Below are 15,569 nucleotides of genomic sequence, written 5' to 3' on the forward strand. Positions count from 1 at the left end.
TTGCAAGAGCCTGCGCATGCGCGCGGGCCTCAACAGGAGTACCTCATGACACAACGTAAAGGCATCATTTTGGCAGGCGGGTCAGGCACGCGCCTGTATCCGATCACCAAGGGCGTCAGCAAGCAGCTGTTGCCGGTGTACGACAAGCCGATGATTTACTACCCGCTGAGCGTGCTGATGCTTGCGGGTATCCGCGACATTCTGATCATCAACACGCCGCATGAGCAGGCGCTGTTTCAGTCGCTGCTGGGCGATGGCTCGCAGTGGGGCGTCAACATCCAGTACGCAGTGCAACCCAGCCCGGACGGGTTGGCGCAGGCCTATCTGATCGGTCGTGAATTCGTCGACGGCAAGCCGAGTTGCCTGGTGCTGGGCGACAACATTTTCCATGGGCATGGCCTGACCGAGACCTTGCGCCGCGCCGATGCGCGCGAGCAGGGAGCAACCGTCTTCGGCTACTGGGTCAACGATCCGGAACGCTACGGCGTTGCCGAATTTGATCAGCAGGGCAAGGTCATCGACATTGCCGAAAAGCCGGAAAAGCCACGCTCCAACTATGCGGTCACCGGCTTGTACTTCTACGATGGCAAGGCCAGCGATTATGCCGCTGCCCTGAAACCGTCGCCGCGCGGCGAGCTGGAAATCACCGATCTCAATCGTTGCTATCTCGATGCCGGCGACTTGCATCTTGAACCGTTGGGGCGCGGGTACGCATGGCTGGATACCGGTACGCACCAGTCATTGCACGAAGCGGCCAATTTCATCGAGACCATCCAGATGCGCCAGGGCCTGCAGGTGTGCTGCCCGGAAGAAATCGCATTCGGTCAGGGCTGGATCGATGCCGAGCAGTTGGAGCGCCTGGCTGCACCGCTGCTGAAAAATGACTATGGCAAGTATCTACATGAGTTGGCTGTAAGAGGAGTAGTGCCTTGAAAGTAATCGAAACGCGTCTACCGGGTTGCGTTGTCATCGAGCCGGCAGTGTTCGGCGATGAGCGCGGGTATTTCTTTGAAACATGGAATGCAGAGCGCTTTGGCCAACACGGCCTGCCGACGCAGTTCGTGCAGAGCAACGTGTCCACCTCTGCCAAGGGCGTGCTGCGTGGTCTGCACTATCAGTGGCCGCGCCCGCAAGGTAAGTTGGTCAGCGTGCTCGAAGGCGAGGTGTATGACGTCGCTGTCGATGTGCGTCATGGTTCGCCGAATTTCGGTCAATGGGCTGCGGTGGTATTGAGCGCAGAGAACAAGAAGCAGTTCTGGATTCCGGAAGGCTTTGCGCATGGTTTTGCGGTGTTGTCCGAGCGCGCCGTTTTCAGTTATCTATGTACCGACGTGTATGTTAAAGAAGCCGACGCTGGCGTGCGTTGGGATGACGCGGCGATCGGTGTCGATTGGCCGATCAGCGACCCTTTGCTATCCGCCAAGGATGCCAATGCGCCGTTCCTGAGCGACGTGCCAGTTGATCGATTGCCGGTGTATACGCCGTGATCACTCTGGTGTTTGGGGCGAACGGGCAGGTAGGCACTGAACTGCTGCGCGCACTGGCGGCCGATGGCGCGGTGCAGGCGACGACACGCAGTGGCCAGTTGCCTGATGGCAGCGCGTGCGAGACGGCGGACTTCGACGCACCGGAAGCTTTGCCAGCCTTGCTGGACCGGATTGGCCCTTCGCGTGTGGTCAACGCTGCAGCCTATACGGCAGTAGATCGCGCCGAGCAGGATCGCGATAGCGCCATGCGGGCGAATGCGCTATCGCCTGGCGTCATTGCGGCATGGTGTGCTGCCCGTAACGTGCCGTTGGTGCACTATTCGACTGATTACGTCTTCGATGGCCAGGGCAGCGCACCCTATCTGGAGGATGCGCAGACCTCGCCGCTAGGTGTATATGGCGAAACCAAGCTTGCTGGCGAGGACGCCATCCGCGCCTCCGGTGCGCAGCATCTGATTTTGCGCACGGCATGGGTCTATGCACCGCATGGTGCGAATTTCCTGCGCACGATGTTGCGTGTCGGCGCCGAGCGCGATGAGCTGCGCGTGGTGGCCGATCAGATCGGAACCCCGACGCCCGCAGCTCTGATTGCCGATGTCACAGCGCAGTTGCTGCGCCAACGCAAACCCGACACCTCGGGCACATGGCACCTCACGGCTGCAGGACAGACTAGCTGGCATGGTTTTGCCGAAGCCATCTTTGAGGAGGCTGTCAGCTCCGGCCTGTTGTCGCGCGCACCGCGCGTGGTGCCGATCACCACCGCCGACTACCCGACGCCTGCGAAGCGGCCGGCGTATTCGCGGTTGTCGATCGAAAAACTGCAGCGCGATTTCGACATCGTATTGCCGGAATGGCAGCTTGGCTTGCAGCGCGTGATTGCCGAAATCGCCGCTGCCAAACAGTAAATCGGCGACTCTGGTCGGTGGCGATAGTTCCATCGACCAGTGCAAGCCGCAAAAACAAACAGCCGGGAATCCCCGGCTGTTTGTTTATGTGTTGCAGAGTCCTGCAAGCGACCGATCAGGTGCGCCCGTAGGTATCTTCGAAACGCACGATGTCGTCTTCACCCAGGTAACTGCCGGACTGGACTTCAATGAGTTCCAGCGGCAATTTGCCCGGGTTTTTCAGGCGATGGGTCACGCCCAGCGGGATGTAGGTACTCTGGTTTTCAGTCAGCAGCAGTACTTCTTCGCCACGGGTGACTTCGGCGGTTCCGCTCACCACGATCCAATGTTCGGCGCGGTGGTGGTGCATCTGCAGGCTGAGCGTGGCGCCCGGCTTTACCGTGATGCGCTTGACCTGGAAACGCTGGCCCATGTCGATCGAATCGTAGGCGCCCCACGGACGATAGACCTTGCGGTGCCAGGTCGCCTCGGAACGGCCGGCCGATTTGATCTGGCTGACCACTTCCTTGACCTCCTGGATGCGGTCGCGGTGGCCGACCAGCACTGCGTCGTCTGTTTCCACCACCACCACATTCTCCAGACCGACCATGGCAATCAGGCGCGAGCCATACGCATAAGTGTTCTTGCAATCGAGCTGGATGACATCGCCGTGATGCGCATTGCCTTGGCCATCCTGCTCGGAGACGTCCAGCAGCGAGGACCATGAGCCAACGTCATTCCAGCCGGCATCCAGCGGCACGACGACCGCATCGGCAGTCTTTTCCATCACCGCATAGTCGATCGAATCCGACGGGCTGGACGCGAACGCATCCTTGTCCAGGCGGGTGAAGTCGGCGTCGCGCTTGCCGCCTTCCCATGCCTTCTGGCAGGCATCGGCGATCGCGGGCTGGAACTTGCGCAGCTCTTCCAGGTAGCGCGATGCGCGGAACAGGAACATGCCGCTGTTCCAATAGTACTCGCCGCTGTCCAGGTAGCCTTGCGCGGTTGCCAGATCAGGCTTCTCGACGAAGCGCTCCACAGCGCTGACACCGGTGCCTGCGCCTGCCTTGATGTAGCCGTAGCCGATTTCAGGCGCGGTGGGCTTGATGCCGAAAGTGACCAGCTTGCCTTGCTCGGCCGCAGTGGCCGCCAAGGTGACCGCTGCCTGGAAAGCAACTTCATTCTGAATCACATGATCGGACGGCAGAACCAGCAACAGCGGATCGCCGCCGTTACGGGTGGCTTCCAGTGCAGCCACAGCAATAGCCGGAGCAGTGTTGCGGCCCTTGGGCTCGAGCAGGATGGCCGACGGCTTCACGCCAAGCTGCTGCAATTGTTCGGCCGCCATGAAGCGGTGCTCTTCGTTGGCCACCACGATGGGCGCGTGCGCGGCCACCGGAGCCGAACGCAGCCAGGTGGCCTGCAGCATGCTGTGCTCGCCGACCAGCGGCAGGAACTGCTTCGGGTACGATTCGCGCGACAACGGCCACAGGCGCGTGCCGGAACCGCCGGACAGGATAATCGGAAGGACGTCGCTCATGAGCGGGGGAAACTCCAGTGCGTCAAGGTGGGGGAGGGTGAATCAACCACGTAGCAGGTTGGAAATCTCTTGCGTACGCGTTTCCAGCAGGGCGGCGTCGCCGCGCGTTTCCACGTTCAGACGCAGCAGTGGTTCGGTGTTGGAACTACGCAGGTTGAAACGCCACTGGCCGAAGTCCGCGCTGATGCCATCGGTGTAATCCAGCTCGGGTGACAGCGACGCGTAATGCTCCATCACGCGCGCAACCGCGGCCTTGGCATCGTCCACCTTGAAGTTGATCTCGCCGCTGCAAGGGAACTTCTGCATGCGTGCTTCCACCAGATCTGCCAGCGAACGACCAGACTGCGACACCAGCTCGGCAATCAACAGCCACGGAATCATGCCGGAGTCGGCGTAGGCGAACTCGCGGAAATAATGGTGCGCGCTCATTTCGCCGCCGTAAACGGCGTTTTCGCTGCGCATCTTTTCCTTGATGAAGGCATGCCCGCTCTTGCACAGCACCGGAATGCCGCCGCTGTCTTCAACCATCTCCACAGTGTTCCAGGTCAGGCGCGGGTCGTGCACGACCTTGCCGCCCGGCTGCTTGGCCAGGATTGCCTGCGCCAGCAGGCCGACCAGGTAATAGCCTTCGATGAAGCGGCCGCTGTGGTCGAAGAAGAAGCAACGATCGAAGTCGCCATCCCATGCAATACCGAAATCGGCGCCGTGTTCCTGCACCGCCTTGGCGGTGGCAGCGCGGTTTTCCGGCAGCAACGGGTTGGGAATGCCGTTGGGGAAGTTGCCATCGGGTTCGTGGAAGACGCGCACGAATTCGAAGGGAAGATGCGGTGCGAGCAGATCGACGATCAGACCGGCGCCACCGTTGCCGGCGTTGACCACCAGCTTGAGCGGCTTGAGCGTGCTGCGGTCCACGTAGCTGAGCAGGTGCTCCAGATAGGCGGTCTTATCGGTACGGCTCTGTTCGCTCGCAGTGGGCTCACCCGGTGCGGCGGTATCGGCGGCGACAGTGTCGCGAATCGCGAACAGGCCGGTATCTGAGCTGATCGGTCGCGCCTGCTCGCGCACCAGCTTCATGCCGTTGTAGTCCATCGGGTTATGGCTGGCGGTGACCATCACGCCGCCGGCGGCCTTCAGGTAATCGGTCTGAAAATAAACTTCCTCGGTGCCGCACAAGCCGATATCGATCACCTCGCGGCCGCTGGCGCGCAGGCCGGCCGAGAGCGCTTCCTGCAAGCCGGGGCTGGCCAGGCGCACGTCATGGCCCAGGACCACCGGCCCTTGATCCAGCTGCGCCGCCAGCGCCACGCCGATGCGGCGAGCCAAGTCCTCGTTGAGTTCATCCGGCACGCGGCCGCGAATATCGTAGGCCTTGAAGGCGGGTAGCGTCATGGGCAATTCCTGGGGTGGGGGACGTCCGAGTTTAGCGGCTGCGCCGTGTCTTGGGTGTGGCGGAATTGCGAACGGGGACAGGGAACAGTCAGCGGCTAGAATGGCCGCTTCACATCAGCGAGGCGAGGGCGGTGATGCGCAATAGTGGACGTGGTAAGGCAAGCGGCAAACGCTACGCCGATGCCAAGGCGGCGCTGGACGGGGTGCTGGCCGACGGCCAGACCCTGGCGGTGGGCGGCTTTGGCTTGTGCGGAATCCCGGAAGCGCTGATCGCGGCAGTGCGCGAAAGCGAAGTCAGCGGGTTGACCGTGATTTCCAACAACGCCGGGGTCGATGGATTCGGACTTGGCCAATTATTAGCCACCCGGCAAATCCGCAAGATGATTTCGTCCTACGTGGGCGAGAACAAGGAATTCGAGCGGCAGTATCTGGCCGGTGAACTGGAGTTGGAGTTCAATCCGCAAGGTACGTTGGCCGAGCGTTTGCGTGCAGGTGGTGCGGGAATCCCGGCGTTCTACACAGCGACAGGCTACGGCACTATTGTTGCCGACGGTAAGGAAACCCGCGAATTCAACGGCAAGCACTATGTGCTGGAGACCGCGCTGCAGGCCGATGTGGCCTTGGTCAAGGCATGGCGTGCGGATACGGCCGGCAATCTGGTGTTTCGCAAGACCGCGCGCAATTTCAATCCCGCCTGCGCCATGGCTGGTCGCGTCTGCATCGCCGAGGTCGAGGAAATCGTGGCGTTGGGCGCGATCGACCCGGACCATGTGCATCTGCCCGGCATCTATGTCGACCGCCTGGTACTCAACGCCACGCCGGAAAAACGCATCGAACAGCGCACCGTGCGCGAAGGACAGCAGTGATGGCCTGGACCCGAGATCAGATGGCCGCACGCGCGGCGCGCGAATTGACCGACGGCGCCTACGTCAACCTGGGGATTGGCCTGCCGACACTGGTGGCCAATCACATTCCCGATGGCGTGGACGTGTGGCTGCAATCGGAGAACGGCCTGCTCGGTATCGGCCCGTTTCCCACCGAAGACGAAGTGGATGCGGACCTGATCAATGCCGGCAAGCAGACCGTCACCGCGCGCGCTGGCGCCAGCTATTTCGGTAGCCACGACTCGTTCGCGATGATCCGCGGCGGGCACATCGATCTGGCAATTCTCGGTGCGATGCAGGTCACAGAGCGCGGCGATCTGGCCAACTGGATGGTGCCCGGCAAGATGGTCAAGGGCATGGGTGGCGCAATGGACCTGGTGGCCGGGGTCAAGCGCGTGGTGGTGCTGATGGAACACGTGGCCAAGGACGGCAGCCACAAGATCCTGCCCGAATGCGACTTGCCATTGACCGGCGTGGGCGTGGTCGATCGCATCATCACCGACCTGGCATTGTTCGATGTCACCGATGGTGGGTTGGTGTTGGTGGAGGCCGCAGAAGGTGTGGAGTTGGAGGAGCTGCGCGCCAAAACCGGTGTTGCATTCGTTGTGCAAACCGCAGAATAGTTGCGTTGCAATTCGCAGGGCGCCGTCAAGGCGCCTTGCGTGCATACCGGTAAGGCTGGGCTGATGGTGTTGTGATGATGCCCAGTGTTTGTTCGATCGTGGTGACGCGATGCCCCGAATGGGTCACTGCAAGACCAACGAAGCGCTCGATCGCATGTGCAAGGCTGCCATCGATTTGCCCCTGTTCGCTTTCAAATTCGCTCGCATGAAGATGCGCATCCAGCAATGGGCGTAACGCCTCCAGCCTTGCCCAGAACATGCTGCCGGAAGCAAATAAGCTATTTGCGTCCGGTGCATTCATGCCCGTGCGAACAGCAAGATAATCCAGTGCGTCAGCGTTGCCTCCGATAAAATCGATTACCGGTAATAGATGACCGTCAGGTGCCGCGAGACCGACAAGCGGATCGGTGGAGAATGCGTTCACGATCGCATCGACCCTCTGTGGCGCCAGCAATGCGTTGAGCATCTCGTCCCGCCATGCATTTCCGTCATCGCGATGGGTCGATTTCTTGGTATGCAGCTTCAAAACCAGCTGCACGTCCTCATCGAGTAGCCGGTTGGCCACGTGTAGGAAAGGCAGGATGTCGCGGCCACGATTTTCAAAGCCTTTCACCTCGGCCTGGATACCGCGCCGCTGTATGCACTTATTGACTTCGATGACCTTCATGAGGTCGGTCGTGATGATGATGCGCAGCGGAGTTCCGCACGCCACGATTGCATCGAGCATCTCGTCCAGTACATCGAGATACCAGGCGTGCAACACCACGCATGCGCTCAGCGAACGTGCCTTCGTTGCAATTTCAGGTGCGCGCGTCAGCGCCTGTCGTGTTGCATCCAGCCACGCATATCCCAGGCGTGCATCTGGTTCGAGTACCGCGCCTTCGGCCCACTCATTCCATGCATTGATGAACACCATGCGGTGTGCAGGCGCCACATTGACGAGGCGATGCTGCACAGTGCGTGATAGCCAATCACGATATCGGCGCGGGGATGCATGCAGGTAGATGCGTCCCTTTCCCGAGCGGCGCGGTTCGTTGTCCCAGCCTGGGTTTACACCTGGATATAGCGTGTAATCGCGCATCGGTCGTTGTTCCATGTCGCGCGCAAGTTCTCGCCAATCGAGCACGTCGCCATTGAAGTCCGGATTCACCAATCGCTGCCTGGCAGTGACCGAAGGTGGCGTACTCATATTGGGAGGGAATTCGACTGCCGCATCGAATCCGATGTCGCGCGGATCGGGACGTTCGAAGCCTTGCACATAGGCAAGATGAATTTCACCGATGCCATTGTCACGGCACCAACTGCGCCAGCGTGTTGCGGTCTCGGCAGGCTCGGGCAGCAAATGTGGCCGATAGACCAGCAACAACGGGCAGCCATCCACGCGCAGATATTTCGGGTTGCGCATGTATGTTGCGACGTGTGCGATAAAGGCCAGATCGTCGTCCGCGCTGTGTGCTTGATCGATCAGGATGTCGTCGCCACGCCCGTCCCAACGACGCGCCCATTTCTCATTTGCCCAGCAAAGGCAGAACGGCAAGGTGATCGTGGTGTCTTCGTGCCATTGGGTGATCGGCATTTCCAGCAAAGTCTTGCCGGCGAACCAGTAGAAATAGAAACAAAAAGCACCAAGGCCGTACTCCTGTGCAAGGCGAGCTTGCTCGCGCATAACGAGAGGAGTACGAAGATCATAGAAGCCAAGATCAGCGGGAAGCCGGGGCTGTTGATGGCCTTCAAATTGTGGAAGCGCGCGGCTGACGTTGCGCCATTCGGTAAAGCCATTGCCCCACCACGCGTCGTTCTCTGGAATGGGATGGAATTGCGGCAGATAGAACGCAACCAGGGTTGCCGGAAGTATTTCTGGCAATGCACCCGTGCGATAAGGCACATGACCGATCGCCGGTTCGTCACTACGTGCTGCGGGGCGTCGCGAGAGGCCATGGTTTGCACGCCCGCGTACAGGCTCGGGTGCCCAGTCGGCATGTCGGTCCAGGAACCAACTGCGCCAGCGGTCGCGTGTTGCTTCACTCAGGGGAATTGCGCGAAATCCCGTGCGCAGCAGTGCGAATAACTGCGTGCGTACGCGTGACTGCATGGAGCGACCTGGTGTACTCATAGATTCTGGTAGTTCGGCCCGGAACCACCCTCCGGTGTGACCCAGGTGATGATCTCGTAGGGGTCCTTGATGTCGCAGGTCTTGCAGTGCACGCAGTTGGCGGCGTTGATCTGTAGGCGCTTGCCGGAGGGGCTGTTGGTATCTGCGACCATTTCGTAGACGTTGGCCGGGCAGAAGCGCGTGCAGGGGTTGTCGTACTCCTGCACGCAGCGGGTGGCGCAGATGTCGGTGTCGAGCACCTTCAGATGCACGGGCTGGTCTTCGTCGTGTTCGGTGGCGGCAAAGTAGACCGCCTGCAGACGATCGCGTGGTGCGAGTTCGCGCGTGCCGTAGTCGCGCTTGGGTTGCTCGTACTCGCCGATCTTGTGCAACGCAGACCAGTCCGGTTTGTTCTTCAGCGTCCACGGCGAGGCGCCCTTGAGCGCGGTTTCCCAGGCGGCGTTGAGCAGGCCGAACCATAGGCCTTTCTTGAAACCGGGCTTGATATTGCGCACTTCTTTCAACTCGGCCATCGCATCGGAGGCGCGCAGCTTTGCGTCGAAGCCTTGCGGGGCCAGTTGCGATTGCACCAGATGTTCGGCGGCCAGCATGCCGCTGCGGATCGCCTGATGGGTGCCCTTGATCTTGGGCACGTTGAGCAGGCCGGCGGTGTCGCCGATCAACAAGGCCCCGGGCATGTCCACTTTCGGCAGAGACTGCCAGCCGCCGGTGACGATCGCGCGTGCGCCGGCCGAAAGAATGCTGCCGCCTTCCAGCACCGACTTGATCAGCGCGTGGTTCTTCCATTGCTGGAAGGCTTCCCACGGCTGGTATTTGGGGTCGCTATAGTCCAGGCCGCTGACATAGCCGAGTGCGATCTGATTGTTGTCCAGGTGATATAGGAAGCTGCCGCCATAGGTGCGGTTGTCGGCCGGCCAGCCGAGCGTGTGCACGATCTTGCCGGGGCTGACGCGTCCTTCCGGTACCTGCCACAGTTCCTTGATGCCGATCGAATAGCCCTGTGGGTCGGCGTCGGCAGTGAGGTCGAAGCGTTTGAGCAGGCGCTTGGTCAGATGGCCACGGGCGCCCTCGGCCAGCACGGTCACCTTGGCGCGGATGTCGATGCCTGCGGTGTAGCCGGGCTTGTGCGATCCATCCTTGGCCACGCCCATGTCGCCAATGCGCACGCCGATGACCTGGTCGTTGGCGTCATGCAGGGTTTCGGCGGCCGCAAAGCCGGGGTAGATTTCCACGCCCAGCGCTTCGGCCTGCGGTGCCAGCCAGGCGCACATCGCCCCTAAGCTGACGATGAAGTTGCCGTGGTTGCGCATGCCCGGCGGCACCACCGGGAACTTGCGTGCGCTGTCCTTGCCGAGAAACCAGAATTCGTCGTCGGTGGCGGCCACGCAGACCGGCGGCGGGTTGTCGCGCCAGCCGGGCAGCAGGGCATCCAGCGGACCCGGTTCGATCACCGCACCGGAGAGGATATGCGCGCCGATGGTGCTGGATTTTTCGATCACGCACACGCTGATGTTCGGATCGAGCTGCTTGAGCCGGATCGCAAATGCCAGCCCGGCCGGACCGGCGCCGACGGTGACGACGTCGTACTCCATCACGTCGCGCTCGACCGTCTCTGACGCATGTGCGCCGACTCCCGCTTCCGACATTGCTCCGCTCCCGTTGGCTCGATGGCTAACGCGCATTTTCCGGGATTCGATGTGACGGCGGCAAATCGGATCGATTCATCCGCATTGCGCGGTGCCGCTCAGCGTGTGCGTGCTAGCGTTTGCCGCATGAAGATTCGGGTTGCACTGCCGCAAGCGGAGATCGCCTGGTGTCGTGGCTGGTTACAGGCGGCGCAGGCCGATGTGCTGATGCAGGCACTCTTGCAGGATGTGCGGTGGGAAGTGCACCGCATCCGGATGTTCGGGCGGATGGTGGATTCGCCGCGACTGAGCAGTTGGACCGGCGATGCGGAGGCGAGTTATCGCTATTCGGGCACCCGGTTTGCGCCGCAGCCGTGGCTGGAGGCGTTGCAGCCAGTACGCACGCGCCTGCAGGATGAAACCGGGCATCCGTTCAACAGCGTGTTGGTCAACCGCTACCGTAGCGGCAACGATGCGATGGGCTGGCACAGCGACGACGAACCGGAGCTGGGCGCGCAGCCGCTGATCGCCTCATTGAGCCTGGGCGCGACGCGGCGGTTTGCGTTCAAGCATCGCGACGATGCGGCGTTGAAGCAGACGCTGGAGCTGGGCCACGGCGATCTGCTGCTGATGGGCGGCGATACCCAGCGCCATTACAAACACGCCTTGCCGCGCACCGCAAAGCCAGTCGGCGAGCGCATCAATCTGACCTTTCGGCAGATTGCGATGCGCGTGTCCAGCGATAAGAGCGGCTAACAAAACGTAGCGAGCGCTCGGCTGGCGGGGAGCGCAGTGGTTTCGTTGGCTGCATCTTGTTGGATGCAGTCAGAAGCCGGGTCAAACGCTGGGTCGGTCGAGTGCGCGGTGCCCTCACCGCTCGCGGGACACGCCGCAAGTACGTCCATGTAGGCTCGGTGGCGGCATCCATGCCGCCACACGGTCCCGCAATCGGCAAGGACACCGCACCAGAAAGTTTGCCGGCTGGGTTATTGAAAACCATGCGCACCGACCATCTCGATTGGTCCTTGCCCGCCCACCGTCGCGGGACCTTACGCGGCATGGATGCCGCGTAAGAGCTTACAAGGACGTACTTGCAGCGTGTCCCGCGATGGTGGGCGGGCAAGGGCCCTGCAGCCAGGCCACAGATCAACCGCTCTGCGGCAGCCACCAGGCGGCCGGTGCTCGGAATCGGCATGTACCACTCGTACACTCCCGGTTGCTGCGCGCCGTCCGCGCCCACTTGGCGACAGCTCGCTGCGTTTTGTTAGGCGCTCCAGGTCTGTCGCTTGCGCTTACAACGAACGCGGCAGGTTCTGGCTGTCCTGTTGACCGGTGATCAAGGTCCAACCCACCAGCTCGGTGGTGACCTGCGTCATCGCCTGCTCGAAGGCTGCAGCGACCGTTGCGGTGTCGGTACCCGTAGAAGGGCGTGCAACCAGGAAGGTGCGCGAGGCCACCACGCGCTGATCGGCGGCGTGCAGCAGTTTGGCGTTGAGTTCGATGGTGGCCGAGGGCAGCGATTGGCCCGCATAGTCCGACTCGAAGCGGCGCAGGTCGATTACCAGCTTGTAGTCGGAGCGGATGCCGGTGCCGATGCGGGCGACCGCCGCGATCTTGCCGGAGTCTTCGAACGCGCGCACCACGCTGTCTTCCAGCATGTCGGTGGCCGGCTGTGCCCAGCCGGCGCCGTGATAGACCTGCAGCTCGCCCGGGGTGGGGCGCACGTTGATGCGCGGGCTGTCGATCACACGCGCGGCGCTGGGCTTGGCAACCGAGAGTTGCCAGCTCACCTGCGGCCAGGACGGGTTCGGCGTGATCCGCACGGTGGGCGCGTAGATCGTGGCCGGTTTCTGGTCGCCGCCGGTCAGCAGCGAGCAGCCGCCCAGCGCCAGCAACGAGACGCACAACAAGGGACGCAACAGGCGCATGGCAGTCATTTCGGTTCGAACTCCTTGGGTGCGTCGCGGCCGAGCAGGTAGCGCGCAGGGTTGTTGTCCAGTTTGTCGCTGACCCGGCGCAGATCGCGGATCAGACCGCGCAATTCGGTCAGCGTGGGCCCAAGTTGGCCGAGGCCATCGTTGGCGAAACTATTGATGGCCGCGCGGTTTTCGCCAAGGATGTTGTCGGCGTTGCCGGCAGCCGAGTCCAGCTTGACCAGGGTGGCGTCGAGCTTGGCCAGGATGCCCGGCAGCTGCTGCACCAGGTTCTGGTCCAGCCGCTTGATGGTGCCGTTGGTGGTGGTCAGGGTGGTGTCCAGATTGCGTGCGGCATCGCGCGCGCTGACGATCAGCGCCTGCATGCCTTCGTCGCGATCGGCGATGCCGCCGCTGATCTTTTCCAGGTTCTGCAAGGTGGCGGTGATGCTGGCCACGTTCTTGTCCGAGAGCATCTGGTCCATGCGCTCGACGATGCGGTTGGCGGTGTCGGTGATGTTCTGCAGCGCCGAGGGCGTGGTCTGGATGATCGGCGCATCGCTCTTGTCGATGGTGGTCAGCGACGGTGCTTCGGGCGTGCCGCCGGAGAGCTGGATGATCGACGGGCCGGTCAGGCTGGTGATGGCCAGCTTGGCGCGCGTATCGCTCTTGATCGGCGTGGTGGAGTTCACTCGCACGTGCGCCACGACCTGGCGCGGGTCGTTCGGCGCCAGCGTCAGCTCGGTGATCGAGCCGACCGCGATGCCGTTGTATTGCACCGGGCTACCGACCGTCAGGCCGGTCACTGCCTCGCGAAACACCACCCGGTACTGCTGCCAGGTGCGGTCGGAGGAATATTTGGCCGCCCACAGCCCGAACAGCAGCAAGGCCAGGCCTGCCACGATGGTGAAGGCGCCGATCAGGACGTAATTGGCTTTGGTTTCCATGCTCAGGCGGTCTCGGTGGAGTCGGTCTTGGCTGCGCGCGCGGCGCGCGCGCGGGGGCCGTGGAAGTATTCCTGGATCCAGGGGTGGTCGAGCTGTTCCACTTCGGCCAGCGGTGCGTTGGCGATCACCTTGCGATCGGCCAGCACCGCGATGCGGTCGCAGATGGCGTACAGCGTATCCAGGTCGTGGGTGATCAGGAACACGGTCAGGCCCAGCGCCTGCTGCAAGGTCCGGATCAAACGGTCGAAGGCGGCAGCACCGATCGGGTCCAGGCCAGCGGTGGGCTCGTCCAGAAACAGCAGCGGCGGGTCCAGCGCCAGTGCACGCGCCAGGCCGGCGCGCTTGCGCATGCCGCCGGACAATTGCGAAGGCAGCTTGTCCAACGCATCGGCCGGCAGGCCAGCGAGCTTGATCTTCAGCAGCGCCAGCTCGAAATACCAGCGCTCCGGGAACTCGCCGTGATGCTCTTTCAACGGCACCTGCACGTTCTCGCCAACGGTCATCGACGAGAACAGCGCGCCGTCCTGGAACAGCACGCCAGTGTTGCGGGTGATGTGCTGGCGGTCGGCGAAGCGGCCCGAGCGCGCGTCCGCGCCCAGCACCTGGATACTGCCGGCGTCCGGCTCGCGCAGGCCCAGGATGCTGCGCATCAGCACCGACTTGCCGGTGCCCGAGCCGCCGACCACGCCCAGTATCTCGCCGCGGCGCACGTCCAGGTCCAGCTCCTCGTGCACGACCTGGCTACCGAAGCGGTTGGTCAGCCCGCGCACTGAAATCGCCAGCTGGTCGTCGTCGGTATCGATCTCAGGATCGGTGATTGGGGATTCGGGATTCGTCACAGTGCGTCTCCCCTATGAGTCCGGGCACGCTGCATGCGCCCGCTTTGGCGAATCCCCAATCCCGAATCTCGACTATCCAATCCCTGCCTCACCTCACCACCCCATCTTCATGAACCACAGCGCGGCGATCGCGTCGAGGATGATGACCAAGGAAATCGTCTGCACCACCGAGGAGGTGGTGCGCTCGCCAACCGACTGCGCGGTGCCGCTGACCTTCAAGCCTTCCAGACAGCCGATCAGGCCGATCACCAGCGCAAACAGCGGCGCTTTGGACAGCCCGACCAGGAAATGCCGCAACTGGATGGTGTCGTGCATGCGCGCCAGATACATCTGCGGCGGAATATCCAGATCGAATGCGCCCACTGTCACGCCACCGGCCAGGCCGGCGATCATCGCGATGAAGGTCAGCAAGGGCAGGGTGAAGATCAAGGCCAGCAGACGCGGAATCACCAGCAGGTCGATCGGGTCCAGGCCCAGGGTGCGGATGGCATCCACTTCCTCGCGCGATTTCATCGCACCGATCTGCGCGGTGAAGGCGCTGGCGGTGCGCCCGGCCAGGACAATCGCGGTCAGCAGCACCGCGAACTCGCGCAGGAAGGCGATGGAGACCAGCTCCACGACATAAATTTCCGCGCCAAAGTCGCGCAGGATGGTCGAGCCCAGGAACGCGATCACCGCGCCCACCAGATACGACAGCAGCACCACCAGCGGCACCGCATCCAGGCCGACCTGTTCCATGTGGTGCACGGTGGATGTGAGGCGGAAGCGGCGCGGCTCGTGGATCAGCCGCGCGATCTTGACCAGGTTCTCGCCCAGAAAGCTGTTCAGCTCCAGGATGCCCTGGCCCACGCCATGCGTGGTGCGGCCCAGACGGTCCAGCGCGGCGACAAAACCGTAATCACGCTTGGGTTTGGGGCGCTCGTCGTTGAGTTCTTCGATGGTGCACACCAGGGCCTGGTGCTCATCGCGGAAATCGATCGCGTCTTCCTTCAAGCCCATGCGACTGGCGAAGCGCAGCAACTGCAGTACGCCGGCCGAATCCAGTTGCGCGATGCCGCGCGCGTCGATGCGACGAATGCCATCGGGCACGGCCTGCAACAGTTCTGCCTGCGGCAATGCGGTCGCCAGGACCCAACTGCCGGCAAGGCGGACCTGTGCGTGATCCTGCGAGTCTTGTTCGATGCGTGGAGGTTGCGGTTTGATCATGGGTGGCCTGTCCGTGGCGCCAGCATACCGCGCCCGGCGTGAGCGAATGTTGGGGACGCTTCGCACCTGCGGCTCCGGCATGGGCGATCGGGGCGCCGGCCACGCGCACTGCGGCATAC

At 62.5% G+C, this 15,569-nt stretch carries 14 protein-coding genes and 1 other RNA gene; 7 read left to right on the forward strand and 8 right to left on the reverse strand.

Going from position 1 to position 15,569, the window contains the following annotated elements:
- Window positions 1-45 precede the first annotated feature (45 nt).
- The 3 genes from rfbA to rfbD are packed head-to-tail and all read left to right on the forward strand — an operon-like array spanning window position 46 to window position 2,392.
- Window positions 46-933 (forward strand): glucose-1-phosphate thymidylyltransferase RfbA, encoded by an 888-nt coding sequence (gene rfbA, locus NMB96_RS09880; RefSeq protein ID WP_255086793.1) that lies wholly within the window; start codon window positions 46-48, stop codon window positions 931-933.
- Window positions 930-1,487, forward strand: coding sequence for a dTDP-4-dehydrorhamnose 3,5-epimerase (gene rfbC, locus NMB96_RS09885; protein WP_205392493.1), 558 nt, complete (start codon window positions 930-932; stop codon window positions 1,485-1,487). The genes rfbA and rfbC overlap by 4 nt, the downstream gene beginning before the upstream one ends.
- Complete coding sequence (gene rfbD, locus NMB96_RS09890) at window positions 1,484-2,392, forward strand: dTDP-4-dehydrorhamnose reductase (RefSeq protein ID WP_255086795.1); 909 nt, start codon at window positions 1,484-1,486, stop codon at window positions 2,390-2,392. The genes rfbC and rfbD overlap by 4 nt, the downstream gene beginning before the upstream one ends.
- A gap of 115 nt (window positions 2,393-2,507) precedes the next feature.
- Here rfbD and NMB96_RS09895 read toward each other — a convergent pair whose 3' ends face one another.
- Window positions 2,508-3,911 (reverse strand): mannose-1-phosphate guanylyltransferase/mannose-6-phosphate isomerase, encoded by a 1,404-nt coding sequence (locus tag NMB96_RS09895; RefSeq protein WP_210762245.1) that lies wholly within the window; start codon window positions 3,909-3,911, stop codon window positions 2,508-2,510.
- Between the two features lie 42 nt (window positions 3,912-3,953).
- Window positions 3,954-5,300 (reverse strand): phosphohexomutase domain-containing protein, encoded by a 1,347-nt coding sequence (locus tag NMB96_RS09900; protein WP_255086796.1) that lies wholly within the window; start codon window positions 5,298-5,300, stop codon window positions 3,954-3,956.
- A 134-nt stretch (window positions 5,301-5,434) separates the two neighbouring features.
- Here NMB96_RS09900 and NMB96_RS09905 point away from each other — a divergent pair, with 134 nt between their 5' ends.
- Both NMB96_RS09905 and NMB96_RS09910 read left to right on the forward strand, forming a co-directional pair.
- Window positions 5,435-6,166: a CoA transferase subunit A gene (locus NMB96_RS09905; RefSeq protein WP_255086797.1), complete on the forward strand. Its 732-nt coding sequence runs from the start codon at window positions 5,435-5,437 to the stop codon at window positions 6,164-6,166.
- Window positions 6,166-6,807: a CoA transferase subunit B gene (locus NMB96_RS09910; protein WP_255086798.1), complete on the forward strand. Its 642-nt coding sequence runs from the start codon at window positions 6,166-6,168 to the stop codon at window positions 6,805-6,807. Before NMB96_RS09905 ends, NMB96_RS09910 begins: the two co-directional genes overlap by 1 nt.
- A 25-nt stretch (window positions 6,808-6,832) precedes the next feature.
- On the opposite strand, the gene NMB96_RS09915 is transcribed toward NMB96_RS09910, so the two are convergent.
- Window positions 6,833-8,920, reverse strand: coding sequence for a glycoside hydrolase family 99-like domain-containing protein (locus tag NMB96_RS09915; protein WP_255086799.1), 2,088 nt, complete (start codon window positions 8,918-8,920; stop codon window positions 6,833-6,835).
- Window positions 8,917-10,566, reverse strand: coding sequence for an electron transfer flavoprotein-ubiquinone oxidoreductase (locus NMB96_RS09920; protein ID WP_255086800.1), 1,650 nt, complete (start codon window positions 10,564-10,566; stop codon window positions 8,917-8,919). Before NMB96_RS09920 ends, NMB96_RS09915 begins: the two co-directional genes overlap by 4 nt.
- 126 nt (window positions 10,567-10,692) lie before the next feature.
- Here NMB96_RS09920 and NMB96_RS09925 point away from each other — a divergent pair, with 126 nt between their 5' ends.
- Window positions 10,693-11,301, forward strand: coding sequence for an alpha-ketoglutarate-dependent dioxygenase AlkB family protein (locus NMB96_RS09925; protein ID WP_255086801.1), 609 nt, complete (start codon window positions 10,693-10,695; stop codon window positions 11,299-11,301).
- 437 nt (window positions 11,302-11,738) lie between these two features.
- Window positions 11,739-11,815, forward strand: a non-coding RNA gene (locus NMB96_RS09930) — sX9 sRNA.
- A gap of 22 nt (window positions 11,816-11,837) precedes the next feature.
- On the opposite strand, the gene NMB96_RS09935 is transcribed toward NMB96_RS09930, so the two are convergent.
- From NMB96_RS09935 to NMB96_RS09950, 4 genes are all read right to left on the reverse strand, one after another.
- A complete protein-coding gene (locus NMB96_RS09935) occupies window positions 11,838-12,482 on the reverse strand; it encodes an ABC-type transport auxiliary lipoprotein family protein (protein ID WP_023902523.1) in 645 nt (214 codons plus the stop codon).
- Window positions 12,479-13,405, reverse strand: a complete 927-nt coding sequence (locus NMB96_RS09940) for an MlaD family protein (protein WP_023902524.1) — start codon at window positions 13,403-13,405, stop codon at window positions 12,479-12,481. Before NMB96_RS09940 ends, NMB96_RS09935 begins: the two co-directional genes overlap by 4 nt.
- Before the next feature lie 2 nt (window positions 13,406-13,407).
- Entirely contained in the window at window positions 13,408-14,244 is an 837-nt protein-coding gene (locus tag NMB96_RS09945) for an ABC transporter ATP-binding protein (protein WP_168957140.1), read from the reverse strand.
- 93 nt (window positions 14,245-14,337) lie between these two features.
- Window positions 14,338-15,567, reverse strand: a complete 1,230-nt coding sequence (locus tag NMB96_RS09950) for an MlaE family ABC transporter permease (protein ID WP_172839259.1) — start codon at window positions 15,565-15,567, stop codon at window positions 14,338-14,340.
- Between the last annotated feature and the right edge of the window lie 2 nt (window positions 15,568-15,569).

This window comes from Xanthomonas hortorum, from assembly GCF_024339125.1.
Lineage (GTDB): Bacteria > Pseudomonadota > Gammaproteobacteria > Xanthomonadales > Xanthomonadaceae > Xanthomonas > Xanthomonas hortorum.